Genomic DNA, 25,740 nt, shown 5'->3' on the forward strand with positions numbered 1-25,740 from the left:
ACCTTCCTTTTGAGCAGGCCGGACCTATAAAACATCCTGAATGAAGAAACCTGCCAGATACCACAATAGATGTGGTCGATTCTGGGAGTTTCAAGCGTCGGGACGTTGATGCAGGTCAGGCAAGTCTAGCGTTCGAGCCAGATAAGGGAGGCAAATCGGCCAGTGCGAGGGGCACGGCGATAGGAAAAGAAGCGAGGATCAGTCACGGTGCAGAAACCGCCACCGTAGACCGCGGTGACGCCGCGAGTTGCCAGACGCAGGCGCGCAAGCCTATAGATGTCGGCCATGAACTTGCCGGGGTTTTGACTCGGTACAAAGGCCTCTGCCGCTTGCGGCAACTGCTGCACGAAGGTTTCGCGCACTTCCGGGCCGACTTCAAAGGCTTGCGGACCGATGGCCGGGCCGAGCCAGACCAATACTTCAGCAGGTGGCACGGCCAGACTGTCGAGTGTGGCTTCCAGCACGCCAGCAGCCAACCCGCGCCAACCGGCATGGGCCGCAGCGACGCGGGTGCCGGCACGGTCGCAAAACAGCGCAGGCAGGCAATCGGCCGTCATCGCCGCACAGGCGATACCGGGTGTCGATGTCCAGCTGGCGTCGGCTGTGACCACCCTGCCAGGATCGGCATGGGCCACGACGATGCCGTGGACCTGCTGCAGCCAGGCCGGATGAATGGAAAAATGATCGGTCAGACGACGGCGATTCTCGGCAACAGCTTCAGGGCTGTCGTCGACGTGATCGCCGAGGTTGAGGCTGTCGAACGGCGCCAGACTGACGCCGCCCGCACGGGTGGTGACGCAGGCTTTGACCCCGGCCGGCGCGGGCCAGTCAGGAATCAGCCAGTCACTCATCCGATGAACGCCTCACGGTCTTGCTTGAGCAGGGTCAGCAACCAGACGAAATCTTCCGGCAACGGCGATTCCCAGCTCATGCGCTTACCGGTGGTCGGATGATCCAGTTCCAGGAAACGCGCATGCAGCGCCTGACGCGGGAAGTTTTTCAGCGACTCGACCATGGTTGGGTTGGCTGCCGGCGGGATACGGAAACGACCGCCGTAGGCGGGATCTCCGACCAACGGGTAGTTGATGTGCGCCATGTGCACGCGAATCTGGTGCGTACGACCGGTTTCCAGCTTCACCCGCACGTGGGTGTGGGAGCGGAAGCGCTCGAGCACGCGGTAATGGCTGACGGCTTGCTTGCCACCCTCCATCACGGCCATGCGCTGGCGTTGCTGGCCGTGACGACCGATCGGCGCGTTGATCTTGCCACCGGCTGTCACCACACCGATCACGATGCACTCGTAGATCCGGCTGACGCTGCGGCTCTGCAACTGTGTAACCAGCTGCGTCTGCGCTTGAATGGTCTTGGCCACCACCATCAAACCGGTGGTGTCCTTGTCCAGACGATGCACTATACCGGCGCGGGGCACATTGATGATGTCCGGCACGTGGTGCAGCAAGGCGTTGAGCAAGGTGCCGTCGGCGTGACCGGCAGCCGGGTGCACCACCAGGCCCGCAGGCTTGTTGATCACCAGGATATCGTCGTCTTCGTAGACGATGTCCAGGGCAATGTCTTGAGCGACCCATTCGCCCTGAGCTTCCTGCTCGGCAGTCAGCTCAAGGATGGCGCCGCCGTGGACGATGTCTCGCGGGCGGATAACCGCCCCATCCACAGTCAGGCGGCCGTCTTTGATCCAGGCGGAAAGGCGCGAGCGCGAGTGCTCAGCGAATAGTTGTGCGGCGACTTGATCGAGGCGTTGGCCGCCCAATTCGGACGGCACCTCTGCGCGAAGTTCAATTTTATCGGACATGCTCAGACTAGGCGTCGGCACAGCCTTTGGTTTCGGCTGCGCGCTTGTGGTTAAATACGGCGTCTTTTGCCCCGAGGCTATTCAACGGGGCACTCATCATAACAGGACGGCCACGCCCAAGACAGCGGCCGTCATAGGGACGCAAGCCGCCATGCAAGTGAAACACCTGCTGCTGATCGCCATCCTCGCATTGACCGCTGCTTGCTCATCGAAGGAAGTCGTAGACGAAAACCTCAGTGAAGTCGAGTTGTATCAACAGGCTCAAGCCGACCTGGACAATAGCAGCTACACCAGCGCCATCGCCAAGCTGAAGGCTCTGGAATCGCGTTATCCGTTCGGTCGCTATGCCGATCAGGCGCAACTCGAACTCATCTACGCCAACTACAAGAACACCGAGCCGGAAGCGGCCAAGTCCGCTGCGGAACGCTTCATTCGCCTGCACCCACAGCATCCGAACGTCGATTATGCCTACTACCTCAAGGGCCTGACTTCTTTCGACCAGGACGTCGGCCTGCTGGCGCGTTTCCTGCCGCTGGACATGACCAAGCGTGATCCGGGTGCCGCCCGCGACTCCTATAACGAGTTCGCCCAGCTGACCAGCCGCTTCCCGAACAGCCGTTACGCACCGGATGCCAAGCAGCGCATGATCTATCTGCGCAACCTGCTGGCAGCCTACGAAATTCACGTGGCCGACTACTACCTGACCCGTCAGGCCTATGTCGCCGCCGCGAACCGCGGTCGTTACGTGGTGGAAAACTTCCAGGAAACCCCTTCGGTCGGCGATGGCCTGGCGGTGATGACCGAGGCCTACCAGCGCCTGCACCTGGACGAACTGGCTGCCACCAGCCTGGAAACCCTGAAGCTCAACTACCCGAACCACCCGACGCTGGTAGACGGTCAGTTCGTACCGACCGTGGCCGAAGCCGACAACCGCTCGTGGCTGAGCAAGACGACCCTGGGCCTGATCGAGTCCCGTCCGCCGCTGCCACCGGGCGAAACCCGCGCAAACCAGGACGTGCAGAGGCAGTTCCAGGACGCCAAGGACGCAATTCCGAGCGAGCTCAAGCCTAAAGACGGCAATGGCGACGCGGTCGAAGAAGAAAATCACGAAGCGCAAGGCAACGACAGCGACCGTTCGTGGTTCAGCTACATGACCTTCGGCGTGTTCGACTGACACCTTAGGTTGTGCAAAAAGGGAGACTTTCGAGTCTCCCTTTTTTATTTTCAGCGCTTTATTACACTGTGCGCCTGTCTTGTCCTTGGCTAAACTGCCGCTTCATCAATCAAAAAGCAGCTCACCATGCTTCGTTTATTGTTCTGGATTGCCCTGATTGCCGCTGCAGTATGGTTCTGGCGCAAATTCAAGGGGCAGGCCTCCACCCCCAAGCCCCCTGCCGAACGGGAAGCGGCGCCCATGGTCCGTTGCGCCCATTGCGGCGTTCACCTGCCCCGTGACCGCGCGCTAAGCCTCGACCAGCAATGGTATTGCAGCCAGGCTCATCTCGAGCAAGACAAAGGTTCCAGAGGCCGCTGACACCTCACCCGAAATGGCGGCCGATTGAGAACTATCGCGCGCCCCCAAGGAACTGAAAGGCATCGATCGACGTCTGACGCAGATTATTCAAGATCACTTTCTGCGAATGAACCGGGTAATCGAAAACGTCCTGCACCTGCTGCGCCGCGAGCAAATGCCGCCGCTACGGCTCGATCTGAAATCACTGGAAATACTCGATAATAAGGCCCCAGCCCGCCATATCAAGGGCCCGGGGCTTTATCTGTCCGGCCAGCCGGGCGAAAGCATTCTGTCCCGCCTAGACTTCAAAGCACGCCAGGAAAGCGGCTGCTTTTGCATGACCTATGCTCACGGACGAACCCCACGTTGAACACGAGACCACGACAAAAAGTCTTGATCGTCGATGACGAACCGGACATTCGCGAACTCCTGGAAATCACCCTTGGAAGGATGAAACTGGAGACGTTCAACGCCCGCAACGTCGGCGAAGCGCAATCCCTGCTAAAACGCGAAACCTTCGATCTATGCCTGACCGACATGCAGTTGCCGGATGGAACCGGCCTGGAGTTGGTGCAGCACATCCAGCAACGCCACCCTCAGGTCCAGGTAGCGATGATCACTGCCTATGCCAGTCTCGAAACCGCGATCAATGTGCTCAAGGCCGGAGCATTCGACTTCCTGACCAAACCGGTGGACCTTACGCGCTTGCGTGAACTGGTCACCAGCGCCCTGCTGGTTCCTGCCCGCGGGGTCGGCATCAATCGATGCTTGCTGGGCGACTCATTGCCCATGCGCAACCTGCGCAAACACATCACGAAACTGGCCAGCAGCCATGCAACGGTATACATCAGCGGAGAATCCGGCAGCGGCAAGGAGTTGGTCGCGCGCCTGATCCATGATCAAAGCCCCCGCGCCAATCAACCGTTCATTGCGATCAACTGCGCGGCGATTCCCTCGGAACTGTTGGAGAGCGAGTTTTTCGGCCATCGCAAAGGCAGTTTCAGTGGCGCCATCGAAGACAAACCCGGCCTGTTCCAGACAGCTCACGGCGGCACCCTGCTCCTCGACGAAGTGGCTGACCTGCCGCTGACAATGCAAGTCAAACTGCTGCGCGCGATTCAGGAAAAAGCCGTACGCAGCGTCGGCGGGCAGCAGGAAGTGGCAGTGGATGTGCGCATTCTCTGCGCCACGCACAAGGACCTTGGCACCGAAGTTGCCGCTGGACGATTTCGTCATGATCTTTACTACCGTTTGAACGTGATCGAACTCCCGGTGCCGCCCTTGCGCGAGCGTCGTGATGACATCGAAACGCTAGCCAGCCACATACTCAAGCGCCTGGCCGCCGATACCGGTCAACCTGCCGCGAGACTCCAACCCAAAGCCCTCGATGCGCTGAAAAGCTATCGCTTCCCGGGCAATGTGCGGGAACTGGAAAACATGCTCGAACGGGCGCACACCTTGTGTGAGAACAATCAGATCGAAGCCGGCGACCTGCGCCTGGCTGAAGGCAACTGTGGGGCAGAGGGTGGCGTGCCGGACCTGACCCGGATCGACAATCTGGAAACCTACCTGGAAAACGTCGAACGCCAACTGCTGCTCCAGGCCCTGGAGGAAACCCGCTGGAACCGCACGGCGGCGGCTCAGCGGTTGAACCTGTCATTCAGGTCGATGCGCTACAGGCTCAAGAAGTTGGGATTGGATTGAGGCTGCGATTTTTTGTGCTTGCTTCAAAGTCTTCCGGCAGGCGCATAAGGCGCCGGATCGATAATCGGCGCCCGCCCCAGCATCACATCGGCAAACAGCTGGCATGACGCCGGCGCCAGCACCAGCCCGTTACGGTAATGCCCGCAGTTGAGCCAGAGCCCGTCAAACCCCGGCACCGGGCCGATATAAGGAATGCCCTCGGGTGATCCCGGGCGCAATCCGGCCCAATGCCCCACCACTTCGGCATCGGCCAGCGCCGGGATCAACTCCACCGCGGACGCCTTCAGGCTTTCCAGTGCCGACCCGGTCGGCGTCTTGTCAAAGCCTTCATGCTCCAGCGTACTGCCGATCAGTATGTGCCCGTCGCGCCGGGGAATCGCATAACGCCCCTTGGCCAGGACCATGCTCGGCAGGAAATCCGCCGCACACTTGTAGAGAATCATCTGCCCTTTCACCGGCTCGACCGGTAGCGTCAGATCAAGACTCTTGAGCAAATCACCGCTCCAGGCCCCCGCCGTCAGGACGACTTGATCGCCCAGGACAGTACCAGTGGAGGTCTGTACGCCGACCACTTTGTTGCCGTCACGAACAAATCCGCTGACTTCGCACTGCTCATGGATCGTCACGTTCGGCAGCGCCAGCAACGCGGCCTTGAGCGACTTCACCAGACGCGGATTGCGCACGTTGGCGACGTCGGCCATGTAGATCGCCCGGGAAAAACCACTGCCCAGCACCGGCACGGCGTCATGTGCTGCCGAAATGTCCACCGCGCTAAGCGGACGATTTTCCCGGGCGGCCCATGCCAACGCTTCAGCCTCGTCATCCAGATCCAGCCAGTACAGACCGGTGGTGTGCACTTCAGGATCAACGCCAGTGGCGGCAAACAAGCGCTCGCCCAGCTGTGGATAAAAGTCCTGGGACCAGTGAGCCAACGCGGTGACCGCCGGGCTGTAGCGCCACGGGTAAAGCGGCGACACGATGCCGCCACCGGCCCAGGACGATTCCTGGCCGACGCTCGAGCGATCCAGCAGCACAACGCTTTGCACTTCGGAGGCGAGATTGAAGGCCGTCAGCAAACCAATCACCCCACCGCCAACAATCACCACTTGCTGTTGCCTGGTCATGTTCTGATCCAATCGTTAAATAGACAGAGGGTGCAAAAGGCACCGGAAAAAGAAACTCAGCGCCCCCAGCAGTCTTTGCTGGTCAGGCCGGATTTCGCGTTGACCATACCGAGCACACCGGTGTTGGTGATGGTCAGATCACCGCACTTGTCGGCGGCCATGCTCGAGTCAGCCTTGCGCACCGCCGTCAGCAGAAAGGCCTGGTCGGTCAGGGTCGGTGTGATGCGGTAGTAATCATTGCCGGCACTGAGGCCCGTCGCGTCGGTGTAGGCATTTTTCTGCGAGTAGAAGCGCTCCAGGAGCTGCGCCTGCTCCGAGAGCAGACCGGCCACTTCTGCGCGACGGCCCTTGTTCAGGTATTCGGTGAAACTCGGGGCAGCAATGGTCATGACAATACCGATGATCGCAATCACGATCATGATTTCGATCAGGGTAAAACCGCGGTTGGAACTACGCATGCCTCAATTCTCACTCACTGTATTTGTCGCCACATGATGCGACGGCTGCCGCCGGATTTTTCCATCCCCGCAGTACCGTCGCCAGTGGAATCGTTCACGGCCCCGCCATTGTCGCTGGCGTCCTGGGTCGAATGCTCTCCGACAAAGATCACGCCATCGGATAGCGTGTCGCTGTTGTCGACCACTCCATCGGCGTTGCTGTCGAGCATCTTAACGCTGATCGCCTCGGGCAGCTTCAGGCAGACGGCCTTCAACCCCTGATTACTGTGGTAAAAACCGTACCAGTTGCCATTGGCCAGACAGGTTGGCCGGTTCAGCGCTGGCGAATCCGCTGATGTGGCAGCGTGCGCCGACATCGACAGGTCAAGCGCGACGACGACAGCAAACAGTTGCGACCATAACCTGGCAGGTCGCTCAGTACTTCGCATAAATGCTCTCCACCACACTGCGCGAATGCCCCGCGATGCCGACTGCCGTTACCCGATACAAGGTTGCCGGGGTATTGATTGGCACATTCACCGCATTTTTGCTGACACCGATGTTTTGCACGCCATAAAAGCCCTTGCCCGATGCAATCCAGGTCACGCCGGAAGAGGCGTTGAAACCGGCAGCGGTAATAGTCGAAGACTCGGACGGTGGTGCACACTGCACGATGCCGCTACAAACAGGTAGCGCATAACTGTCCCGCTGCACCGTACCCTCGCCCACCCGCAATGCGGCTTCGGCACTCTGGAACGACTGGTTGCGCAAGGCGACGCTACCGGCCATTTTTTCCTGCAGGGTGGCGCTCTGCATCGATGAAAGACCAATCAGCGTCAGCAAGAGCAAGAACACCAGACTGACCAGCATTGCCATGCCGCGTTGGGCGTAATACGTGATGGGAGCACGATTCATTGGCGCTCCCTCATGGCAAGCGGTTGCGCAGAGCGGCAACCACATTGAAGGTTTGATCGCTCACCCGGTGGTTCGGATCGGTGAGGGTCAGGCTCAGGCGAACGCTACGAATCAGCGCGGGATCCGTGGGGTTGCTGCTGTAGCGCGAAGCAGCCAGATCAGTGGCCGTGCTGGCCAGGCCGAAGCTCACGTCAAAAGCGCTGACGTTGTCCACCAATACCTGTGGTTTTGCGGCCCCCCCCTTCATAAGCAGTTGGTTGTTGCTGAAGCTGTAAGTCAGTTGCCGTATCGGAAAGACCAGCTGCTCTGCCACCGGCGTCCGACCTTCACTGTAGGCCGTCGAATTGGTTCGACAATCGGAAAGCACGGTCCAGTCCGGCTTGCCGCCATAACCGCCGACATCCGCCGTAACCAGCGTCAACTTGCGGCCGCCGTTGTCCCAACGGATCGGCGTTAGCTGACTGGCATGGAAATCACCTTTCTCACTTGAATCGGTGATCGTTTCCAGACAACCGAACATCCCGACCATGCGGACTTCCTGAATCATTTTACTCAACACAAAACGTGCGTCCTCCTGCATGTTCGCGGCGGCATTCTGGCTGAGATAAGTGTTCTTGGCCGCGATGAAAACCTGCACCACGCCAAGCACCACGATCAGGCTCAATGCCAGGGCGATCAGCAACTCGACCAGGCTGAACCCCCTGCTGCGGCGACTCACGGGATCACCACCGGTTCAATGGCCACGCGACTGCTCAGGACGAAGCTGCGCCGCAAATCGGCAGCATTCGCAGCCCGTGAGTCGTCCCAGGTAATCGTGATGGTGTACACCTGCTGATTGACGCTGACACTGCCCGTCGCGGTTGTACCGAGTGAACTGACAATGTTGGTGTTGAAGTCAAACAGGTCCTGATCCCGGGTAACGTCCGGGTTGCCCGAAGCCGGCGGCGCAATGGTGTAGTCCGCAGCGGCGTTGGCGCGAATGCGGTCCATCAGGTCGTAGGCGATAAAGCTGGCCTGACTGGTCATGCGCGCGCTGTCCGTGTACTTCAGCGCATTGAGCTGAAACGCCGCCGCCCCCAACAGGCCCACTCCCAGAATGACTAATGCCACCAGGACTTCGACCAGCGTCATACCTTCCTGCGTACGTTTGCTCCATGCCATCATCCGCAACTTCCACCCAATAGAATTCGTCCGTTCAAACACACCGTCAGCGTCCTGCTTTGTGCTCCTCGCCCATAGCTGATCAGCACCTCTGTGGACGGTGATGACAATCCGCCCATGCTGTTGAAATCGATGGCAGTGACGCCAGAGGTTAGCGCCAGAGTTGCGCCGCTGCTCATCGCCGGAACAACCCGTAATACATTGGCCAAAGCGCCAGTACCGTCGTAAATCGCCAGTTCCCCACTCCAGACATCCCCACCCGCCGTCGGGCGCACCCGTGTGGTATTGCCCCGATCGATGGCTTCGAGCCGGGCAAAATTCAAAGCTCGCTGCAGGTCCGCGATTTCGGTATCAGCCCTGGTTGTTTGCGCCGAGCGGGTAAACGCCGGGACGGCCATAGTCAGCAGAATCAGAAGGATCGCGAGCGCGACCAGCAACTCGATCAGCGTGAAACCTTTTGTAGGATGATCCATCGGGGCCTTCTGTTTCCTTCGGCTATACCTGCTCTTGCGCGGCACAACATTCGAGCGATGCGGTGCGTTTGCGTTGTCACTTCTCGCGCAGGGATTGCGCGAGCCACAGCACGCCACGGAGGGAGATGTCATGCGGCAACAAGGCTTCAGCCTGATCGAACTGCTCATGGGACTGGCAATTACAGGAATTGTTCTGCATCTGGTCAGCCCGACGTTCGCAACGCTGGTCGAGTCGAGCCGAAGAGAGCAAGCGGCACAGGCTCTTTTCAGTGGTATTCGCACCGCCCGGACCGAAGCCATCGTCCGCAACCAGGCCGTGGTGATTCACGGCATCAATGGCGACTGGAGCCAAGGCTGGCGGATCATTCTGGATATCAGCGGCAAGGGGGATATGGACAGCGACAATCCACTGCTGGCCGAACGCCAGAGCGGCGCACGCGTGTCGATTGTGGGGAACGGTCCGGTCGAAAGTTTTATACGATTCAGAGGTCAGGGTGAACCACTGTTTGGAGGGACATTACACATTTGCGCAGTTCGCGAACCGGTAAGCCAACATCAAGTGGTGTTGGCACGGACCGGTCGCGTAAGCCTGCGCAACGACAAGGCTGAGCAGGCGTTATGCGAAGAAAGGAAACAACTCAGAGCAACGAGCGAACACGCAGTTCTTTAGGCATCGAGAACGTGATGTTCTCCTCGCGACCGGCCAGTTCATCGGCACCGGTAGCACCCCAGGCCTGCAACTGCTGGATCACGCCGCGCACCAGGACTTCCGGGGCGGATGCGCCAGCGGTGATGCCGATACGCTCGACGCCGTCGAACCAGTTCTTTTGCAGGTCTTCGGCACCGTCTATCAGGTAGGCCGGAGTGGACATGCGTTCTGCCAATTCGCGCAAGCGATTGGAGTTGGAGCTGTTCGGGCTGCCGACCACCAGCACCACGTCGCACTCGTCGGCCAGTTGCTTGACCGCGTCCTGACGGTTTTGCGTGGCGTAGCAAATGTCGTCCTTGCGCGGTCCACCAATGGCCGGAAAACGCGAACGCAGAGCGTCGATAACACGGCTGGTATCGTCCATCGACAAGGTGGTCTGGGTCACGAAGGCGAGCGTTTCAGGGTTGTTCACCTGCAAGGCCGCGACATCTTTCTCGTCTTCGACCAGGTAGATCGCGCCACCACTGCTGGCATCGTACTGGCCCATAGTGCCTTCGACTTCCGGGTGACCGGCGTGGCCGATGAGAATGCACTCTCGGCCGTCACGGCTGTAGCGCGCCACTTCAATGTGGACTTTGGTCACCAGCGGGCACGTGGCGTCGAACACTTTCAGCCCACGGCCTGCCGCTTCGCTGCGCACGGCCTGGGAAACGCCGTGGGCACTGAAGATCACGATGACGTCGTCCGGCACCTGATCCAGCTCTTCGACGAAAATCGCACCACGGGAGCGCAGGTCTTCGACGACAAATTTGTTGTGGACCACTTCGTGGCGCACGTAGATCGGCGGCCCGAAGACTTCCAGGGCGCGGTTGACGATTTCGATCGCCCGGTCCACACCGGCGCAGAAGCCACGGGGGTTGGCGAGTTTGATTTGCATGCTGTGCCTCGTGTCTTGCGCGCGAAAAATGATAATGCGGTCCTGTTGCTCAAACACAAGGTTCGAGAACAGTGAAACTTCCTGTGGGAGCGAGCTTGCTCGCGATAGCGCAGTGTCAGTCAACATCAACATCGACTGTCAGGCCCTCATCGCGAGCAAGCTCGCTCCCACAGGGTCCGGTGGCAACAGAAGCTGCCCCGTAATGCCTTACAGCGCTTTGACGGAAATGATTTCCACGTCAAAGGTCAACGTCTTGCCCGCCAGCGGGTGGTTGAAGTCGATGGTCACTTGCGCGTCATCGAACTCTTTAACCACGCCCGGCAATTCAGTATTGGCCGCATCGTTGAAGATCACCAGCAAACCAGGCGACAGTTCCATGTCCTGAAACTGTGAGCGCGGGATGATCTGCACGTTTTGCGGGTTGGGCTGGCCGAAAGCGTTTTCCGGCTCGATGCTCAGCGTACGCTTGTCACCGGCCTTGAAACCGAACAGGGCCGCTTCGAAACCTGGCAACAGGTTGCCGTCACCGACCTTGAAGGTCGCCGGGGCTTTGTCGAAGGTGCTGTCCACCGTGTCGCCGTTCTCCAGGCGCAATGCGAAATGCAAGGTGACCTCCGTGTTCTGGCCGATGCGTTGCTCAGCCAATACCTGTTCAGTCATGAACGGTTTCTCCGGTCTTTTTACTTTTGAACATATCCAGTGCCAGCATGACAGCACCAACAGTGATGGCACTGTCGGCAAAGTTGAACGCAGGGAAATACCAGCGGTTCTGCCAATGCACCAGAATGAAATCGATCACATGACCCAAGGCAATGCGGTCATACAGATTGCCCAGCGCGCCGCCGAGTACCAGTGCCAGCGCAACCGCCAGCCAGGTCTCGTTGCGCCCCAGACGCTTGAGCCACACCACCAGCACCGCACTGACCACGACCGCGATCAACGCGAACAGCCAGCGCTGCCAGCCGGAGCTGTCAGCCAGGAAGCTGAACGCCGCGCCAGTGTTGTAGGCCAGGGTCCAGCTGAAGTAATCGGGGATGATCACGATCTGCTGGTACATCTGGAGCTTGCCTTCGAAGTAGAACTTGCTGGCCTGGTCGATGACCAGGACCAGCAAACTCAACCAGAGCCAGCTCAGCCGTCCGAAACGGCCAACGGCATTAGGCATAGTGACGAACCTCGCCAGCGCCGCTGATGTTATCCACGCAACGACCGCAGATTTCCGGATGCTCCGGGTTCACGCCGACGTCTTCACGGCAGTGCCAGCAACGGGCGCACTTGGCGTGGCTCGACTTGACGATCTTCAGCTTCAGGCCGCTGACTTCGGTGACCACGGCATCGGCCGGCGCCTGCACCAATGGTGCAACACTGGCGGTCGAAGTGATCAGTACGAAGCGCAGTTCGTTGCTCAGCTTGGCCAGGTCGGCGGTCAGTGCGTCTTCGGCGAACAGCGTCACTTCGGCCTGCAGGTTGCCACCGACAGCCTTGGCTGCACGCTGGATTTCCATTTCCTTGTTGACCGCGACCTTGACCGCCATGATCCGGTCCCAGTAAGCACGATCCAGCTCGATGCCTTCCGGCAGTTCGCTCAGGCCTTCGTACCAGGTGTTGAGCATGACGGACTCGTTACGCTCGCCCGGCAGGTACTGCCACAGTTCGTCGGCGGTGAACGCCAGAATCGGCGCGATCCAGCGCACCAGAGCTTCGGAGATGTGGAACAGCGCGGTCTGGCACGAGCGACGGGCCTTGCTGTCGGCGCCAGTGGTGTACTGGCGATCCTTGATGATGTCGAGGTAGAAGCCGCCCAGCTCCTGCACGCAAAAGTTGTGGATCTTCGAGTACACGTTCCAGAAGCGGTATTCACTGTAGTGCTCTTGCAGCTCGCGTTGCAGCAACAGAGTACGGTCTACGGCCCAACGGTCCAGAGCCAGCATTTCTTCGGCCGGCAACAGGTCGGTGGCCGGATTGAAGCCGGTCAGGTTCGAAAGCAGGAAGCGCGCGGTATTACGGATACGCCGGTAGGCGTCCGCACTGCGTTGCAGGATCTGCTCGGAAACCGCCATTTCGCCCGAATAGTCAGTCGAAGCGACCCACAGACGCATGATGTCGGCGCCCAGGGTGTCGTTGACTTTCTGTGGCGCAATCACGTTGCCCAAGGATTTGGACATCTTGCGGCCGGACTCGTCGACCGTGAAGCCGTGAGTCAGCAGTTCGCGATACGGTGCGTGGTTGTCGATGGCGCAACCGGTCAGCAGCGACGAGTGGAACCAGCCACGGTGTTGGTCCGAGCCTTCCAGGTACAGGTCGGCGCGCGGGCCGGTTTCGTGGCCCATCGGGTGCGAACCGCGCAGGACGTGCCAGTGCGTGGTGCCCGAGTCGAACCAGACGTCCAGGGTGTCGCTGATCTTGTCGTACTGCGGCGCTTCATCGCCCAGCAGCTCGGCGGCGTCCAGCTTGAACCAGGCCTCGATGCCTTCGACTTCAACGCGCTTGGCAACGACTTCCATCAACTCGACGGTACGTGGGTGCAGCTCGCCGCTTTCCTTGTTCAGGAAGAACGGGATCGGCACGCCCCAGTTGCGCTGACGGGAAATGCACCAGTCAGGACGGTTGGCGATCATCGAGTGCAGACGCGCCTGGCCCCAGGCCGGAACGAACTGGGTCTCTTCGATGGCTTTGAGCGAGCGCTGGCGCAGGGTGTCGCCGGTGGTCGGCTGCTTGTCCATGCCGATGAACCACTGCGCGGTGGCGCGGTAGATCAGCGGGGTCTTGTGGCGCCAGCAGTGCATGTAGCTGTGTTCAATGATGGTGGTGTGCAGCAGCGCACCGACTTCGGTCAGCTTGTCGACGATGGCCGGGTTGGCCTTCCAGATGAACTGGCCGCCGAAGAATTCCAGCGACGTCGCGTAAACGCCGTTGCTTTGGACCGGATTGAGGATGTCGTCGTTGACCATGCCGTACTTCTTGCAGGTCACGAAGTCGTCCACGCCGTAGGCCGGAGCGGAGTGAACCACACCAGTGCCGGCGCCCAGTTCAACGTAGTCGGCCAGGTAAACCGGCGACAGACGGTCGTAGAACGGGTGACGGAAGTTGATCAGTTCCAGCGCTTTACCGGTGGTGGTCGCAATGACCGAACCTTCCAGCGAGTAGCGCACCAGGCACGACTCGACCAGCTCTTCAGCCAGTACCAGCAGCTTGTCGCCGACGTCGACCAGGGCGTAGTTGAATTCCGGGTGAACGTTCAGCGCCTGGTTGGCCGGGATGGTCCACGGGGTAGTGGTCCAGATCACGATCGAGGCAGGCTTGGCCAGCGATGGCAGACCGAAGGCGGCAGCCAGTTTGGCTTCATCGACAATCGGGAAAGCCACGTCGATGGTCGAGGACTTCTTGTTCTCGTACTCGACTTCCGCCTCGGCCAAGGCCGAACCACAGTCGAAGCACCAGTTAACAGGCTTCAAGCCCTTGAACACGAAACCGCCCTTGACGATTTCGGCCAAGGCACGGATTTCACCGGCCTCGTTCTTGAAGTCCATGGTCTTGTACGGATTGGCGAAGTCGCCCAGCACGCCAAGACGGATGAACTCGGACTTCTGCCCTTCGATCTGCTCGGTGGCGTAGGCCCGGCACAGTTCGCGGGTCTTGTCCGCACCCAGGTTCTTGCCGTGGGTCACTTCGACCTTGTGCTCGATCGGCAGGCCGTGGCAATCCCAACCCGGGACATAAGGCGCGTCGAAGCCCGACAGGGTCTTCGAGCGGATAATCATGTCCTTGAGAATCTTGTTCAGCGCATGACCGATGTGAATCGAGCCGTTGGCGTACGGAGGGCCGTCGTGCAATACGAACTTCGGACGATCCTTGCCAATTTCGCGCAACTTTCCGTACAGGCCAATACTGTCCCAGCGCTGCAGGATCTGCGGTTCGCGCTGTGGCAGGCCGGCCTTCATTGGGAAGGCGGTGTCCGGAAGGTTTAGCGTGGCTTTATAGTCGGTCATTTAAGGCTCTTCATTAGCGATGGGCGCTAGGTGCGGCTAGTGCACGGGCGGCGGCGACATCCGCGTTGATCGCCGTTTTCAACGCCTCCAGAGAGGCGAAACGCTGCTCTTCGCGCAGCTTGTGGTGGAAAACCACCGTTAAACGCCGGTCATACAGATCGCCGGCAAAATCTAAAAGATGCACTTCCAGGTGGGCTTTGCCATCACCTTGAACCGTGGGCCGCACGCCAATGTTGGCGACGCCGGGCCAGGTCTTGCCGTCGATCTCGACATCCACCAGGTAAACCCCGGTGAACGGCACGCGACGACGCTTGAGTTGTATGTTGGCGGTGCGCGTACCCAACTGCCGGGCGAGCTTCTGGCCATGCAATACGCGACCGGCAATCCGGTACGGCCGCCCGAGCAGGCGTTCGGCCAGGGCGAAATCAGCGGCAGCCAGGGCGTTGCGGACCTGTGTGCTGCTGACCCGGAGGCCATCCAGCTCGACGGTTTGCGCCGCTTCGACGGTAAAACCCTGAACGATGCCGGCCTGTTGCAGGAAATCGAAATCTCCCGCGCGATCACAGCCGAAACGGAAATCGTCCCCGACCTCCAGGTGCTGGACGCCAAGGCCATCCACCAGAATGGTATCGACGAACTCGCTGGCGCTGAGTTTGCTCAGGCGCTGGTTGAACGCCAGGCACAGAACACGGTCGACGCCTTCGGCGGCCAACAATTGCAGCTTGTCCCGCAGGCGGGCCAGACGGGCCGGCGCGGTGTCCGGAGCGAAGAACTCTCGCGGCTGCGGCTCGAAAATCACCACGCAACTGGGCACGCCCAACTCGAGCGCACGCTCACGCAGCCGCGCCAGGATAGCCTGGTGACCACGGTGTACACCGTCAAAGTTGCCAATAGTGGCGACACAGCCCCGATGCTGGGGGCGCAGATTGTGGAGGCCTCGAACCAGCTGCATAACGCGCTTCTTGCTCATAAAGTGGTCGATTATAACCACACCCGGCGGCCGACGACAGGCAACACCGTAACCCAAAGTGATCGAGCCGACAAAACCGCCGGCTCGCCCGTGTTTATCGAGGCCTGAACCTCAGCCCAGCGTCTTGCGATTGAAGTCGCGCAAACGGAAGCCCATCAACACTAACATGCCGAAATAAGCCACCACACCCGCCGCCACCAACGCCCCCAGACGCAAGAAGCGTTCGAGCATATGCCCCTGATCCCAGGCCGGCATTAAGTGCATCGTACCCAACAGTACAGCGGACATCACTGCCACCGCGACCAGCAACTTGAAAGTGAACTTCGCCCAGCCCGGCTGCGGCTGGTACATCTGCTGCTTGCGCAGTTGATAGAACAGCAACCCGGCATTGAGACAGGCGCCGGCACTGATCGCCAAGGCCAGGCCCGCGTGAGCCAGGGGGCCGATCAGCATCAAGTTGAACAACTGGGTGACCGCCAGGGTGAAAATCGCAATTTTTACCGGTGTACGGATGTTTTGTTGCGCATAAAAGCCAGGGGCCAGCACTTTGACCACAATAATTCCGAGCAACCCGACCGAGTAGGCGATCAGGGCACGCTGGGTCATCGATGCATCAAACGCATTGAACTGGCCGTACTGGAACAAAGAAACCGTCAGCGGCTCAGCCAGAATCCCCAATGCCAGGGAGCAAGGCAGCACCAATACAAAGCACAGGCGCAGGCCCCAGTCGAGGATGCGCGAATACTCGTGACGATCCTTGTTGGCGTAGGTCTTGGCCAGGGTCGGCAGCAGAATGGTCCCTAGGGCCACGCCCAACACGCCGGACGGCAGTTCCATCAAACGGTCGGCGTAATACATCCACGATACGGAACCGGCAACCAGGAACGAAGCGAAGATGGTGTTGATGATCAGCGAAATCTGGCTCACTGAGACACCCAGGATGGCTGGCAGCATTTGCTTCATTACGCGCCAGACGCCGGTGTCGCGCAGGTTCAGGCGCGGTAGTACCAGCATGCCGATCTTTTTCAAGTGCGGCAGCTGATAGAGCAATTGCGCCAGGCCGCCGACCAGTACCGCCCAGCCGAGCGCCATTACGGGCGGATCGAAGTACGGCGTCAAAAACACCGAAAAGATGATCATGCTGACGTTCAGCAGGGTCGGCACGAAGGCAGGCACCGAAAAGCGGTTCCAGGTGTTGAGGATCGCACCGGCCAACGACGACAGGGAAATCAGCAGGATGTAGGGAAAGGTCACCCGCAGCAGGCTGGATGTCAGTTCGAATTTTTCCGGCGTGTCAGTGAACCCCGGCGCGGTCACCCAGATGACCCACGGCGCGGCGATCATGCCCAACACCGTGACCAATGCCAGCACCAGCGTCAGCAGGCCCGAGACGTAGGCGATGAACGTACGCGTCGCCTCTTCACCCTTCTGGCTTTTATATTCGGCAAGAATCGGCACGAACGCCTGGGAAAACGCCCCTTCGGCAAATATTCGCCGCAGCAGATTGGGCAGTTTGAAGGCGATAAAGAAGGCGTCGGTCGCCATTCCCGCGCCAAATGCCCGCGCGATGAGGGTGTCCCGAACAAATCCCAAAATCCGGGAAAGCATCGTGATAGAGCTGACGGCGGCCAACGATTTGAGCAGATTCATGGAAAGAGTTTGTGCCTGTCGATAAACAGCAGGCGAACTACGCGCCTACTTGTGCGATACTCCGCGCCGCAACAGCACAGAGCCAAAGCTCGCGAGTTTACAGGTCACACGCCGGAAAGAAATATCCCGTCGCGCTACCCCTACCACTTAGCGGAACGTTTCAAGTGCCCTTGACAAGACTTCAACTCATCGGCATGATTCGCGGCCTATTTTGTTTGCTATTTCCTAAAAAGTCTTTCGAGGAGCTCGACGGTGGCCAACTCACCTTCCGCCAAAAAACGTGCAAAACAGGCTGAGAAGCGTCGCAGCCACAACGCCAGCCTGCGTTCCATGGTTCGTACCTACATCAAGAATGTAGTTAAGGCCATCGACGCAAAAGACGCTGCCAAAGCTCAAGCTGCTTACGTTCTGGCTGTGCCAGTTATCGACCGCATGGCCGATAAAGGCATCATCCACAAGAACAAGGCCGCTCGTCATAAGAGCCGCCTGAATGGCCACGTAAAGGCCCTGAACGTTGCCGCTGCTGCCTAAGCGACCCGTTCATTAAAAAACCGACCTCAGGGTCGGTTTTTTATTGCCCGCGATTTGGTGGGCGCGCAATAAAACTGTAGGAGCGAGCTTGCTCGCGATGGTCGTCAACAATTACGTGCGCCGCCTGAATGTACGCGGCGCACTCTGGTTTTTCGCGAGCAAGCTCGCTCCTACTGGGCCCACGGCAAAATCGGAATCGCCGTTACCGCATTCTGCGGACTACCCTCGATCAGGCGATCGCTATACACCAGGTACACCAGTGTATTGCGCTTCTTGTCGAGGAAGCGCACCACCTGCATGGTCTTGAACACCAGGGACGTGCGCTCCTTGAACACCTCGTCGCCATCCTTGAGCTCACCCTTAAAGCTGATCGGCCCGACCTGTCGGCAAGCGATAGACGCTTCGGCACGATCCTCGGCCAAACCAAGACCACCCTTCACCCCACCCGTCTTGGCGCGCGACAGATAGCAGGTCACACCATCGACCTTGGGATCATCAAAAGCCTCGACCACGATCCGGTCATTCGGCCCGACAAACTTGAACACCGTCGACACCTGCCCGATCTCCTCGGCCGAAGCCAGCAGCGGCATCGCCAGCAATAGCCCCAACAATCCTTTTGCCACACGCATTCAGGTATTCCCTCAGACCAGGATCAGGTTATCGCGGTGAACCAGCTCCGGCTCCGCCATGTATCCCAACAGACCAACAATCGCCTCAGACGACTGACCGATGATTTTTTGCGCTTCCAGCGCACTGTAGTTGGCCAGGCCACGGGCAATCTCACGACCGTCCGGCGCCACGCAGACCACCATCTCACCGCGACGGAAGCTGCCCTGCACCAATTTGACCCCGACCGGTAGCAAGCTCTTGTTGCCCTGGGACAACGCGATCACCGCACCAGCATCCAGCACCAGGGTGCCACGGGTTTGCAGATGACCGGCCAGCCACTGCTTGCGTGCCGCCAGCATGCCACGCTCCGGCGACAGCAAGGTGCCGATGCGCTCGCCCGCCTTGAGGCGATCCAGCACACGCTCGATGCGCCCACCAACGATGATGGTGTGAGCACCGGAACGGGCCGCCAGTCGCGCAGCACGCAATTTGGTCTGCATGCCACCACGACCCAGCGCACCACCAGTGCCGCCCGCCACCGCGTCGAGCGCCGGATCATCGGCACGCGCCTCGTAAATCAGCTGGGCATCCGGATTGTTGCGCGGGTCGGCGTCGAACATGCCATCGCGATCCGTCAGGATCACCAGCAAATCAGCCTCGACCAGGTTCGCCACCAGCGCCGCCAGGGTGTCGTTGTCGCCGAAACGGATTTCGTCGGTGACTACGGTGTCATTTTCGTTGATCACCGGAATGACTTTCAGCTCAACCAGTGCGCGCAAAGTGCTGCGGGCGTTCAGGTAGCGCTTGCGATCGGACAAGTCGTCGTGAGTCAGGAGAATCTGCGCGGTATGCCGGCCATGCTCGGCAAAGCTCGACTCCCAGGCCTGCACCAACCCCATCTGGCCGATTGCGGCGGCAGCCTGAAGTTCGTGCATCGCACTGGGTCGCGAGGTCCAGCCCAAACGGCTCATGCCGGCCGCCACCGCCCCGGAGGACACCAGCACCAGCTCGACACCCGCCTCATGCAAGGCCACCATCTGCTCAACCCAGACACCCATTGCCGCGCGATCCAGGCCTTTGCCGTCCGCCGTCAGCAAAGCGCTGCCGATCTTCACGACCCAACGCTGCGCACCTGTCACCTTGCTCCGCATCATCTTCAACCTTAGCTTGAGGGCAGCGCGACCTAGCACTGCCCGTGACGTTATTCGTGGTTATTCGTGACCAACAATCGATTTCCAGATACCAAAACGCCGCTCGATTGAGCGGCGTTTAAGTTTATCGCAACGAATCAGTCACGCACGTAAATGATTTCCGGACCGTCTTCGTCATCCACATCTTCTTCGTCCCAATCATCGTCGCCGATGTCATGGACCGACTTCACGCCGCTGCGACGCAGGGCACGCTTGTCATCCAGCGCCTGCAGTTGCGCGCGAGCTTCGTCTTCGATGCGCTGATCGAGATCAGCCAGCTCTTCCTTGTAGGCCGGGTCATTGGCCAGGCGATCAGCACGATCTTCCATGTAACGCATGATGTCGTGGCACAGACGCTCGGTACCGAGCTTGGAGATGGCCGAGATCACGTAGACCGGACCCGTCCATTCCAGGCGATCAACGATTTCCTTGACGCGAGCATCGTGCTCTTCATCAAGAATCTGGTCGCACTTGTTCAGGACCAGCCAGCGATCACGCTCCGCCAGGGACGGGCTGAACTTGATCAACTCGTTGACGATCACTTCAGCGGCATCCGGTGCGCTGGCGTCATCCAGCGGCGCCATGTCCACGAGGTGCAGCAACAGACGCGTACGCGCCAAGTGCTTGAGGAAGCGAATGCCCAGGCCAGCACCCTCGGAAGCACCCTCGATCAAACCCGGAATATCGGCAATGACGAAGCTCTTCCAGCGATCGACGCTGACCACACCCAGGTTCGGCACCAGCGTGGTGAACGGGTAGTCGGCAACTTTCGGCTTGGCAGCCGAAACCGAACGGATAAAAGTACTTTTACCGGCGTTCGGCAAGCCCAGCAGACCGACGTCAGCCAGCACTTTCATTTCCAGCTTCAGGTCGCGCTGCTCACCCGGCTTGCCCGGAGTGGTCTGGCGCGGCGCACGGTTGGTACTGGATTTGAAACGGGTGTTGCCCAGACCGTGCCAGCCGCCCTGCACTACCATCAATTTCTGACCGGCCTTGGTCAGGTCGCCGATGACTTCCTGAGTCGCGGAGTCAATCACCGTGGTGCCGACCGGAACGCGCAGGATCAGGTCTTCACCCTTCTTGCCGGTGCAGTCGGTGCTGCCGCCGTTGGAGCCACGCTCGGCATCGAAGTGCCGGGTGTAGCGGTAGTCCACCAGGGTGTTGAGGTTTTCGTCGGCCATCATGTAGATGGAACCGCCGTCACCGCCATCACCGCCGTTCGGGCCACCGTTCTCGATAAATTTTTCCCGACGGAAACTCATTGCGCCATTGCCGCCGTCACCAGCCTTTACTCGAATCGATACTTCATCAACAAACTTCATAACAAACGCCTCTCGCCATACGGACGAGCCGAAAAACAATCAAGACATAAGACTCTTGCAAAAATGAGCGCAGCGACCCTAAACCACGACACCTACATCGTACGCCGACAGCCCATACAAACAGCTTTGCAAGAGACTCACCCCACAAACGAAAAAGCCCCGTCGCGAGACAGGGCTTTTCCAGCGATAGCGCAATTAAGCTGCGACTACGCTCACGTAACGACGACCGAAGGCGCCCTTTACTTCGAACTTGATCACGCCTTCGACTTTAGCGAAGAGGGTGTGATCTTTACCCATGCCAACGCCGTAGCCAGCGTGGAATTGGGTGCCGCGCTGACGCACGATGATGTTGCCTGCTTTGATAGCCTGGCCGCCATACATCTTCACGCCAAGGCGCTTGGCTTCTGAGTCGCGACCGTTACGGGTACTACCACCAGCTTTTTTGTGTGCCATGAGTTCAATTCTCCTAGTGAGGAATTAGGCTGTAATTAAGCCTGAATACCGGTGATTTTGATCTCGGTGTACCACTGGCGGTGGCCCATACGCTTCATGTGGTGCTTACGGCGACGGAACTTGATGATGCGGACTTTATCGTGACGACCTTGGGAGATCACTTCAGCCACAACGGTAGCGCCAGCAACAACTGGAGCGCCGATATTCACGTCGTCACCGTTGGCAACCAACAGAACGCGATCAAAGGTAACGGATTCGCCGGTAGCGATTTCCAGTTTTTCGATCTTCAGGTATTCACCTGGGGCGACTTTGTACTGCTTGCCGCCAGTAACGATTACTGCATAAGACATGGTATTTCTCCGATAATCCTGCTCACCCAGCTCTTTATAAGAAGAGGTATTGGCTGGCATGGCTGCATGGGGCTGGAGGCCCGCTTGCAATTGCGTAAGGCAGGTGCTGCCCAGGAAGTTCAGGGTGCGCGATTGTACGCAAGCCACGAGCGCCTTGCAAGGGGCCGTCCATCGCGCCTTGACAGGCCCGGACGTGGGTCCTAGCATGCCGCGCAACCCTTCTGGAGCGACTGTCGCTGATGCAACCCCAAGCTTTCTACCGCGCGGTGGCGGACGATTTTAGCGCCGTCGACGGCATCATCAAGAAGCAGCTGACTTCGCGCGTGCCGCTTGTATCGAAAATCGGCGATTACATCACCTCGGCCGGCGGCAAACGCCTGCGTCCTTTATTGGTGCTGCTGTGTGGCAAGGCCCTGGGGCGCGAAGGCGATGACCTGCGCCTGCTGGCCGCGACCATCGAGTTCCTGCACACCGCTACCCTGCTGCATGACGATGTGGTCGACATGTCCGGCATGCGCCGTGGCCGCTCGACCGCCAACGCCATGTGGGGCAACGCTCCAAGCGTGCTGGTCGGTGACTTCCTGTATTCGCGCTCGTTCGAAATGATGGTCGAGCTGGGCTCGATGCCGGTGATGAAGATCCTGTCGCAGGCCACGCGCATCATCGCTGAAGGCGAAGTGTTGCAGCTGTCGAAGGTTCGTGACGCCAGCACCACCGAAGAAACCTACATGGAAGTCATCCGCGGCAAGACCGCGATGCTCTTCGAAGCCTCGACCCACAGCGCCGCCGCCCTATGCGAAGCCTCGCAAGAACAGGCCGAAGCCCTGCGTACTTTCGGTGATCACCTGGGCGTGGCCTTCCAGCTGGTCGACGACCTGCTCGATTACAAAGGCGACGCCGAAACCCTGGGCAAGAACGTCGGAGACGATCTGGCCGAAGGCAAGCCGACCCTGCCGCTGATCTACACCATGCGCGAAGGTACGCCGGAACAGGCCGCCCTGGTGCGCAAGGCGATCCAGAAAGGCGGAATCGAAGACCTGGAAAGCATCCGCGAAGCCGTGGAAGCCTCGGGCTCGCTGGAGTACACCGCGCAACTGGCCCGTGACTATGTGGCCCGCGCGATCAAGTGCCTCGAAGCGCTGCCTGCCAGCGAGTACCGCGATGCACTGGTTGAACTGAGTGAGTTCGCGGTCGCACGTACGCACTGACAACACTGCAAAACCCTGTGAGAGCAAGCTCCCACAGGGTTGTTCCCCACAGGTTTTCCTGCGCTGCGCCCTCTCCCGCCTAAAACCCTATACAATGTGCGCTTTTTAGCGATCCTGAATCCAAGGAGCCTTAGTGAGCACGTTGCCACCCTGCCCAAAATGCAATTCCGAATACACCTATGAAGACGGCGCCCAGCTGATCTGCCCTGAGTGCGCCCACGAATGGTCCGCCAGCGGTGAAACCGAAGCGATGTCCGATGACGCAGTGAAAAAGGATTCGGTCGGCAACGTCCTGCAGGACGGCGACACCATCACCGTGATCAAGGACCTCAAGGTCAAGGGTACGTCTTTGGTGGTCAAGGTCGGCACCAAGGTCAAGAACATCCGCCTGTGCGATGGCGATCACGACATCGATTGCAAGATCGACGGCATCGGCCCGATGAAACTCAAGTCCGAGTTCGTCAGAAAAGTCTGAACCTGCTGTTGTCCATCCCGCGCCCGGCGTGGGATGGCAACTTCCCCTCCCCCGCTTCACCCCGTAAATCCTCGCAATAGCCAAACGCCAGTCGGTTTGACCTGACGCAATCTTTACCCGGAAAAAAGCGCAAACCGCCAATAGGCCCTTGCTATTTTACGAATAAGAATTATTCTCATAAAGCCTTCAATGGAGATGAGAACCATGACTTATTTGATCGATGCCTGGCTGGACCGCCCACACCCTTACCTCCGGATCCTGCATCGGGAAACCGGGGAAGTCTGTGCCGTGCTGGAAGAGGAAGCCTTGAGCGAGCTGCAGGATCAGGGTGACCTGGACGTCAGCGGCTTGAGTTCAAGCGAGCCGGTGGTGCTCAAGGAACTGGTGCGCAATCTGTTTCTGTTCTGCTATGCCCGGGCGTTGCGCCCGACGACGGATCTCAATGGCAAGTTTCATCCATGAGAGACACTGCAAAACACTGTAGGAGCGAGCTTGCTCGCGAAGAACTGGAAGACACCGCGTTCATTCAGAATGGCAGCGTTATCGTTAACGCCCATCGCGAGCAAGCTCGCTCCTACAGGTAAGTCAGCGGGTCTTACAGAACGTCGAGCAACTCGACGTCGAACACCAGTACGCTGTGCGGCGGAATGCTGCCAACGCCTTGAGCGCCGTAAGCCAGTTCGCTCGGCACGTACAGGCGCCATTTGCTGCCGGCGTTCATCAGTTGCAGGGCTTCGGTCCAGCCGGCGATCACGCCGCCAACCGGGAATTCTGCAGGCTCGCCGCGATCATAGGAGCTGTCGAACACAGTGCCGTCGATCAGGGTGCCGTGGTAGTGAGTACGCACGGAGTCTTCACGGGATGGCTTGGCGCCTTCGCCAGCGGTCAGCACTTCGAACTGCAGGCCGGAAGCCAGAGTGGTGATGCCGTCACGCTTGGCGTTTTCAGCCAGGAAGGCCAGGCCTTCGCCAGCAGCCGCTTCAGCCTTGGCTGCAGCTTCGGCCTGCATGATTTCGCGGATGACTTTGAAGCTGGCGGACATTTCTTCCTGGCCCACACGGCTTGGCTTGCCGGCGAATGCGTCGGTCAGACCTGCCAGGATCGCGTCCAGGCTTACGCCCGGTGGCGGGTTGTCGCGCAGTTGGTCGCCCAGCTGACGGCCAATACCGTAGCTGACGCGGGTTTCGTCGGTGGACAGATTTACTTCGGACATGACACTGCTCCGCTGTGCGGACGGCTCGGGAACTTGCCATGCGTGCACAGCGCGTCCCGGAGCGCCCGGAACCAAAAGGGTCAGCAGACTAGCACAGATGTCATGCCATTGATGAGGGACGTCAGGCGATCGGCACCTTCAGGTTTTCCTCGACATCGGCAACCAACCCGCACATTTCGTCATGTACGACCGTGTGCACGAGGTTGAAGTGCAACTTGGGAAAGGAGCGCAGCACATCACGGGCATGCTCCACCGAACGCAGGCTCATCATGTGCCCGCGCGCATCGCTCAATGGATAAGCCGCACCGTGCATCCGCGCCTCCAGCAGGTAGATGCCTCCCTCCATAGAGATCAGGTTCAGCTCATCGACCTTCCCGGCGACGGCATACGCATTCAACTCTTGCAGGTTCATGAGCGCACCTCACGCAGTAGCGAGCCAATCTCATTACAGGGATAGGCCTCGGCGCATCAAAGCACAAGCCACAAACGACGCCGCCCGTCTGTTTTGCAACAGACGGGCGGCGTGTTTCATGGGGCCAGCAATGGATCAGTGCTTGGTGACTTTATCCAGGTAACCCATGGCGAATGCCGATACCACGAAAGTCATGTGGATGATCACGTACCACTGCAAATGCTCGGGATCGACGTTCTTGGCGTCCATGAAGATGCGCAGCAGGTGAATTGACGAAATCGCCACGATCGACGCGGCCACTTTCATCTTCAGCGACGAAGAGTCCATGGTGCCCAGCCAGTTGAGCTTCTCCTTGCTGTCGTCGATGTCCAGTTGCGAGACGAAGTTCTCGTAGCCGGAAATCATCACCATCACCAGCAAACCGCCCACCAGCGCCATGTCGATCAGCGACAGCAGCACCAGGATCAAGTCCGATTCGGCCATTGAAAACACGTTCGGGATGACGTGGAAGACTTCCTGGAAGAATTTCAGTGCCAGCGCCAACAGCCCGAGGGATAGGCCGAAATAGATCGGCGCCAGCAGCCAGCGCGAGGCGTACATTGTATTTTCGATAAAGCGTTCCATTGAATCTCACATGTGGACTGA

31 protein-coding genes and 1 pseudogene are annotated in these 25,740 nt (G+C 59.3%); 9 read left to right on the plus strand and 23 right to left on the minus strand.

The window, feature by feature from the left end; all coding sequences use genetic code 11:
* Nucleotides 1–125: 125 nt before the first annotated feature.
* Both pgeF and rluD read right to left on the minus strand, forming a co-directional pair.
* On the minus strand, nucleotides 126–851 hold the full coding sequence (gene pgeF, locus AC3ITY_RS28390) for a peptidoglycan editing factor PgeF (RefSeq protein WP_477784169.1): 726 nt from the start codon (nucleotides 849–851) through the stop codon (nucleotides 126–128).
* Entirely contained in the window at nucleotides 848–1,810 is a 963-nt protein-coding gene (gene rluD, locus AC3ITY_RS28395; RefSeq protein WP_007990414.1) for a 23S rRNA pseudouridine(1911/1915/1917) synthase RluD, read from the minus strand. Before rluD ends, pgeF begins: the two co-directional genes overlap by 4 nt.
* Nucleotides 1,811–1,961: 151 nt before the next feature.
* Here rluD and AC3ITY_RS28400 point away from each other — a divergent pair, with 151 nt between their 5' ends.
* The 4 genes and pseudogenes from AC3ITY_RS28400 to AC3ITY_RS28415 all read left to right on the plus strand — a co-directional run bounded on the left by AC3ITY_RS28400 (nucleotide 1,962) and on the right by AC3ITY_RS28415 (nucleotide 5,027).
* Nucleotides 1,962–2,984 (plus strand): outer membrane protein assembly factor BamD, encoded by a 1,023-nt coding sequence (locus tag AC3ITY_RS28400; protein ID WP_489306244.1) that lies wholly within the window; start codon nucleotides 1,962–1,964, stop codon nucleotides 2,982–2,984.
* Nucleotides 2,985–3,110: 126 nt separating this feature from the next.
* Nucleotides 3,111–3,344, plus strand: a complete 234-nt coding sequence (locus AC3ITY_RS28405) for a PP0621 family protein (RefSeq protein ID WP_223454819.1) — start codon at nucleotides 3,111–3,113, stop codon at nucleotides 3,342–3,344.
* Nucleotides 3,345–3,372: 28 nt separating this feature from the next.
* Nucleotides 3,373–3,693, plus strand: a pseudogene (locus AC3ITY_RS28410) (hypothetical protein); the annotation flags it as partial.
* Nucleotides 3,690–5,027 carry a sigma-54-dependent transcriptional regulator gene (locus AC3ITY_RS28415; RefSeq protein ID WP_223532956.1) on the plus strand — a complete coding sequence of 446 codons (1,338 nt, stop codon included), beginning with the start codon at nucleotides 3,690–3,692 and terminating at the stop codon, nucleotides 5,025–5,027. The pseudogene AC3ITY_RS28410 and the gene AC3ITY_RS28415, both read left to right, overlap by 4 nt.
* A gap of 23 nt (nucleotides 5,028–5,050) precedes the next feature.
* On the opposite strand, the gene thiO is transcribed toward AC3ITY_RS28415, so the two are convergent.
* Genes thiO through AC3ITY_RS28450 form a run of 7 tightly spaced genes read right to left on the minus strand, consistent with a single transcriptional unit; the run spans nucleotide 5,051 to nucleotide 9,137 of the window.
* On the minus strand, nucleotides 5,051–6,151 hold the full coding sequence (gene thiO, locus AC3ITY_RS28420) for a glycine oxidase ThiO (RefSeq protein ID WP_489306245.1): 1,101 nt from the start codon (nucleotides 6,149–6,151) through the stop codon (nucleotides 5,051–5,053).
* 56 nt (nucleotides 6,152–6,207) lie between these two features.
* On the minus strand, nucleotides 6,208–6,609 hold the full coding sequence (locus AC3ITY_RS28425) for a type IV pilin protein (RefSeq protein ID WP_489306246.1): 402 nt from the start codon (nucleotides 6,607–6,609) through the stop codon (nucleotides 6,208–6,210).
* A 14-nt stretch (nucleotides 6,610–6,623) separates the two neighbouring features.
* Nucleotides 6,624–7,037 carry a hypothetical protein gene (locus tag AC3ITY_RS28430; protein WP_489306248.1) on the minus strand — a complete coding sequence of 138 codons (414 nt, stop codon included), beginning with the start codon at nucleotides 7,035–7,037 and terminating at the stop codon, nucleotides 6,624–6,626.
* A complete protein-coding gene (locus AC3ITY_RS28435) occupies nucleotides 7,024–7,503 on the minus strand; it encodes a pilus assembly PilX family protein (RefSeq protein WP_489306249.1) in 480 nt (159 codons plus the stop codon). The genes AC3ITY_RS28430 and AC3ITY_RS28435 overlap by 14 nt, the downstream gene beginning before the upstream one ends.
* 10 nt (nucleotides 7,504–7,513) lie before the next feature.
* A complete protein-coding gene (locus tag AC3ITY_RS28440) occupies nucleotides 7,514–8,221 on the minus strand; it encodes a PilW family protein (protein ID WP_489306250.1) in 708 nt (235 codons plus the stop codon).
* Nucleotides 8,218–8,667 (minus strand): type IV pilus modification protein PilV, encoded by a 450-nt coding sequence (gene pilV / locus AC3ITY_RS28445; RefSeq protein ID WP_489306251.1) that lies wholly within the window; start codon nucleotides 8,665–8,667, stop codon nucleotides 8,218–8,220. The genes AC3ITY_RS28440 and pilV overlap by 4 nt, the downstream gene beginning before the upstream one ends.
* On the minus strand, nucleotides 8,664–9,137 hold the full coding sequence (locus AC3ITY_RS28450; RefSeq protein WP_223454804.1) for a GspH/FimT family pseudopilin: 474 nt from the start codon (nucleotides 9,135–9,137) through the stop codon (nucleotides 8,664–8,666). Before AC3ITY_RS28450 ends, pilV begins: the two co-directional genes overlap by 4 nt.
* A gap of 130 nt (nucleotides 9,138–9,267) precedes the next feature.
* Between AC3ITY_RS28450 and AC3ITY_RS28455 the strand changes: the two genes are divergently transcribed.
* Complete coding sequence (locus AC3ITY_RS28455; RefSeq protein ID WP_489306252.1) at nucleotides 9,268–9,807, plus strand: GspH/FimT family pseudopilin; 540 nt, start codon at nucleotides 9,268–9,270, stop codon at nucleotides 9,805–9,807.
* Here the strand turns inward: AC3ITY_RS28455 and ispH are convergent.
* The 6 genes from ispH to murJ form a co-directional block, all read right to left on the minus strand.
* The gene (gene ispH, locus AC3ITY_RS28460) at nucleotides 9,776–10,723 is read right to left on the minus strand and encodes a 4-hydroxy-3-methylbut-2-enyl diphosphate reductase (RefSeq protein WP_489306253.1); all 948 of its coding nucleotides are present in this window, start codon (nucleotides 10,721–10,723) and stop codon (nucleotides 9,776–9,778) included. The genes AC3ITY_RS28455 and ispH overlap by 32 nt on opposite strands.
* Before the next feature lie 207 nt (nucleotides 10,724–10,930).
* A complete protein-coding gene (gene fkpB, locus AC3ITY_RS28465; RefSeq protein WP_172435403.1) occupies nucleotides 10,931–11,368 on the minus strand; it encodes an FKBP-type peptidyl-prolyl cis-trans isomerase in 438 nt (145 codons plus the stop codon).
* A 7-nt stretch (nucleotides 11,369–11,375) separates the two neighbouring features.
* On the minus strand, nucleotides 11,376–11,888 hold the full coding sequence (gene lspA / locus AC3ITY_RS28470) for a signal peptidase II (RefSeq protein ID WP_007970932.1): 513 nt from the start codon (nucleotides 11,886–11,888) through the stop codon (nucleotides 11,376–11,378).
* Nucleotides 11,881–14,712: an isoleucine--tRNA ligase gene (gene ileS / locus AC3ITY_RS28475; RefSeq protein WP_489306254.1), complete on the minus strand. Its 2,832-nt coding sequence runs from the start codon at nucleotides 14,710–14,712 to the stop codon at nucleotides 11,881–11,883. The genes lspA and ileS overlap by 8 nt, the downstream gene beginning before the upstream one ends.
* 13 nt (nucleotides 14,713–14,725) lie before the next feature.
* Nucleotides 14,726–15,664, minus strand: coding sequence for a bifunctional riboflavin kinase/FAD synthetase (gene ribF, locus AC3ITY_RS28480; protein WP_489306255.1), 939 nt, complete (start codon nucleotides 15,662–15,664; stop codon nucleotides 14,726–14,728).
* 129 nt (nucleotides 15,665–15,793) lie between these two features.
* Entirely contained in the window at nucleotides 15,794–17,332 is a 1,539-nt protein-coding gene (gene murJ, locus AC3ITY_RS28485) for a murein biosynthesis integral membrane protein MurJ (RefSeq protein ID WP_489306256.1), read from the minus strand.
* Between the two features lie 252 nt (nucleotides 17,333–17,584).
* Here murJ and rpsT point away from each other — a divergent pair, with 252 nt between their 5' ends.
* Entirely contained in the window at nucleotides 17,585–17,863 is a 279-nt protein-coding gene (rpsT, locus tag AC3ITY_RS28490) for a 30S ribosomal protein S20 (protein ID WP_007970922.1), read from the plus strand.
* Nucleotides 17,864–18,033: 170 nt separating this feature from the next.
* Here the strand turns inward: rpsT and AC3ITY_RS28495 are convergent, their stop codons facing one another.
* From AC3ITY_RS28495 to rplU, 5 genes are all read right to left on the minus strand, one after another.
* Nucleotides 18,034–18,492 carry a CreA family protein gene (locus tag AC3ITY_RS28495; protein ID WP_489306258.1) on the minus strand — a complete coding sequence of 153 codons (459 nt, stop codon included), beginning with the start codon at nucleotides 18,490–18,492 and terminating at the stop codon, nucleotides 18,034–18,036.
* A gap of 12 nt (nucleotides 18,493–18,504) precedes the next feature.
* Entirely contained in the window at nucleotides 18,505–19,623 is a 1,119-nt protein-coding gene (gene proB / locus AC3ITY_RS28500) for a glutamate 5-kinase (RefSeq protein ID WP_150727089.1), read from the minus strand.
* Nucleotides 19,624–19,760: 137 nt separating this feature from the next.
* A complete protein-coding gene (gene cgtA, locus AC3ITY_RS28505) occupies nucleotides 19,761–20,984 on the minus strand; it encodes an Obg family GTPase CgtA (protein WP_008052064.1) in 1,224 nt (407 codons plus the stop codon).
* A 195-nt stretch (nucleotides 20,985–21,179) separates the two neighbouring features.
* Nucleotides 21,180–21,437, minus strand: a complete 258-nt coding sequence (gene rpmA / locus AC3ITY_RS28510) for a 50S ribosomal protein L27 (protein ID WP_003281574.1) — start codon at nucleotides 21,435–21,437, stop codon at nucleotides 21,180–21,182.
* A 35-nt stretch (nucleotides 21,438–21,472) separates the two neighbouring features.
* On the minus strand, nucleotides 21,473–21,787 hold the full coding sequence (gene rplU, locus AC3ITY_RS28515; RefSeq protein WP_003176051.1) for a 50S ribosomal protein L21: 315 nt from the start codon (nucleotides 21,785–21,787) through the stop codon (nucleotides 21,473–21,475).
* A 239-nt stretch (nucleotides 21,788–22,026) separates the two neighbouring features.
* Here rplU and AC3ITY_RS28520 point away from each other — a divergent pair, with 239 nt between their 5' ends.
* The 3 genes from AC3ITY_RS28520 (at nucleotide 22,027) to AC3ITY_RS28530 (ending at nucleotide 23,932) form a co-directional block, all read left to right on the plus strand.
* The gene (locus AC3ITY_RS28520; RefSeq protein WP_489306259.1) at nucleotides 22,027–22,995 is read left to right on the plus strand and encodes a polyprenyl synthetase family protein; all 969 of its coding nucleotides are present in this window, start codon (nucleotides 22,027–22,029) and stop codon (nucleotides 22,993–22,995) included.
* Nucleotides 22,996–23,128: 133 nt separating this feature from the next.
* Nucleotides 23,129–23,470: a zinc ribbon domain-containing protein YjdM gene (locus AC3ITY_RS28525; RefSeq protein WP_489306260.1), complete on the plus strand. Its 342-nt coding sequence runs from the start codon at nucleotides 23,129–23,131 to the stop codon at nucleotides 23,468–23,470.
* A gap of 204 nt (nucleotides 23,471–23,674) precedes the next feature.
* Nucleotides 23,675–23,932, plus strand: a complete 258-nt coding sequence (locus AC3ITY_RS28530) for a PA4570 family protein (RefSeq protein WP_489306262.1) — start codon at nucleotides 23,675–23,677, stop codon at nucleotides 23,930–23,932.
* Between the two features lie 133 nt (nucleotides 23,933–24,065).
* Here AC3ITY_RS28530 and bamJ read toward each other — a convergent pair whose 3' ends face one another.
* The 3 genes from bamJ to AC3ITY_RS28545 all read right to left on the minus strand — a co-directional run bounded on the left by bamJ (nucleotide 24,066) and on the right by AC3ITY_RS28545 (nucleotide 25,719).
* Entirely contained in the window at nucleotides 24,066–24,683 is a 618-nt protein-coding gene (bamJ, locus tag AC3ITY_RS28535) for a BamJ family beta-barrel-assembly machinery protein (RefSeq protein WP_223454792.1), read from the minus strand.
* Nucleotides 24,684–24,804: 121 nt separating this feature from the next.
* Nucleotides 24,805–25,095: a DUF6482 family protein gene (locus AC3ITY_RS28540; RefSeq protein WP_489306264.1), complete on the minus strand. Its 291-nt coding sequence runs from the start codon at nucleotides 25,093–25,095 to the stop codon at nucleotides 24,805–24,807.
* A 135-nt stretch (nucleotides 25,096–25,230) separates the two neighbouring features.
* Nucleotides 25,231–25,719: a TIGR00645 family protein gene (locus AC3ITY_RS28545; RefSeq protein WP_007990463.1), complete on the minus strand. Its 489-nt coding sequence runs from the start codon at nucleotides 25,717–25,719 to the stop codon at nucleotides 25,231–25,233.
* Between the last annotated feature and the right edge of the window lie 21 nt (nucleotides 25,720–25,740).

The organism is Pseudomonas sp. GL_091 (genome assembly GCF_057837725.1).

Coding starts and splice junctions, on each gene's coding strand:
- AC3ITY_RS28450 (WP_223454804.1), bottom strand. CDS start 9,137: ATGGATCATCCTACAAAAGGTTTCACGCTGATCGAGTTGCTGGTCGCG.
- AC3ITY_RS28455 (WP_489306252.1), top strand. CDS start 9,268: ATGCGGCAACAAGGCTTCAGCCTGATCGAACTGCTCATGGGACTGGCA.
- AC3ITY_RS28495 (WP_489306258.1), bottom strand. CDS start 18,492: ATGCGTGTGGCAAAAGGATTGTTGGGGCTATTGCTGGCGATGCCGCTG.
- murJ (WP_489306256.1), bottom strand. CDS start 17,332: ATGAATCTGCTCAAATCGTTGGCCGCCGTCAGCTCTATCACGATGCTT.
- pgeF (WP_477784169.1), bottom strand. CDS start 851: ATGAGTGACTGGCTGATTCCTGACTGGCCCGCGCCGGCCGGGGTCAAA.
- ileS (WP_489306254.1), bottom strand. CDS start 14,712: ATGACCGACTATAAAGCCACGCTAAACCTTCCGGACACCGCCTTCCCA.
- AC3ITY_RS28425 (WP_489306246.1), bottom strand. CDS start 6,609: ATGCGTAGTTCCAACCGCGGTTTTACCCTGATCGAAATCATGATCGTG.
- AC3ITY_RS28435 (WP_489306249.1), bottom strand. CDS start 7,503: ATGAATCGTGCTCCCATCACGTATTACGCCCAACGCGGCATGGCAATG.
- pilV (WP_489306251.1), bottom strand. CDS start 8,667: ATGATGGCATGGAGCAAACGTACGCAGGAAGGTATGACGCTGGTCGAA.
- ribF (WP_489306255.1), bottom strand. CDS start 15,664: ATGCAGCTGGTTCGAGGCCTCCACAATCTGCGCCCCCAGCATCGGGGC.
- bamJ (WP_223454792.1), bottom strand. CDS start 24,683: ATGTCCGAAGTAAATCTGTCCACCGACGAAACCCGCGTCAGCTACGGT.
- AC3ITY_RS28430 (WP_489306248.1), bottom strand. CDS start 7,037: ATGCGAAGTACTGAGCGACCTGCCAGGTTATGGTCGCAACTGTTTGCT.
- rluD (WP_007990414.1), bottom strand. CDS start 1,810: ATGTCCGATAAAATTGAACTTCGCGCAGAGGTGCCGTCCGAATTGGGC.
- AC3ITY_RS28545 (WP_007990463.1), bottom strand. CDS start 25,719: ATGGAACGCTTTATCGAAAATACAATGTACGCCTCGCGCTGGCTGCTG.
- proB (WP_150727089.1), bottom strand. CDS start 19,623: ATGCGGAGCAAGGTGACAGGTGCGCAGCGTTGGGTCGTGAAGATCGGC.
- rplU (WP_003176051.1), bottom strand. CDS start 21,787: ATGTCTTATGCAGTAATCGTTACTGGCGGCAAGCAGTACAAAGTCGCC.
- ispH (WP_489306253.1), bottom strand. CDS start 10,723: ATGCAAATCAAACTCGCCAACCCCCGTGGCTTCTGCGCCGGTGTGGAC.
- AC3ITY_RS28520 (WP_489306259.1), top strand. CDS start 22,027: ATGCAACCCCAAGCTTTCTACCGCGCGGTGGCGGACGATTTTAGCGCC.
- AC3ITY_RS28405 (WP_223454819.1), top strand. CDS start 3,111: ATGCTTCGTTTATTGTTCTGGATTGCCCTGATTGCCGCTGCAGTATGG.
- AC3ITY_RS28400 (WP_489306244.1), top strand. CDS start 1,962: ATGCAAGTGAAACACCTGCTGCTGATCGCCATCCTCGCATTGACCGCT.
- rpmA (WP_003281574.1), bottom strand. CDS start 21,437: ATGGCACACAAAAAAGCTGGTGGTAGTACCCGTAACGGTCGCGACTCA.
- AC3ITY_RS28540 (WP_489306264.1), bottom strand. CDS start 25,095: ATGAACCTGCAAGAGTTGAATGCGTATGCCGTCGCCGGGAAGGTCGAT.
- thiO (WP_489306245.1), bottom strand. CDS start 6,151: ATGACCAGGCAACAGCAAGTGGTGATTGTTGGCGGTGGGGTGATTGGT.
- lspA (WP_007970932.1), bottom strand. CDS start 11,888: ATGCCTAATGCCGTTGGCCGTTTCGGACGGCTGAGCTGGCTCTGGTTG.
- cgtA (WP_008052064.1), bottom strand. CDS start 20,984: ATGAAGTTTGTTGATGAAGTATCGATTCGAGTAAAGGCTGGTGACGGC.
- AC3ITY_RS28530 (WP_489306262.1), top strand. CDS start 23,675: ATGACTTATTTGATCGATGCCTGGCTGGACCGCCCACACCCTTACCTC.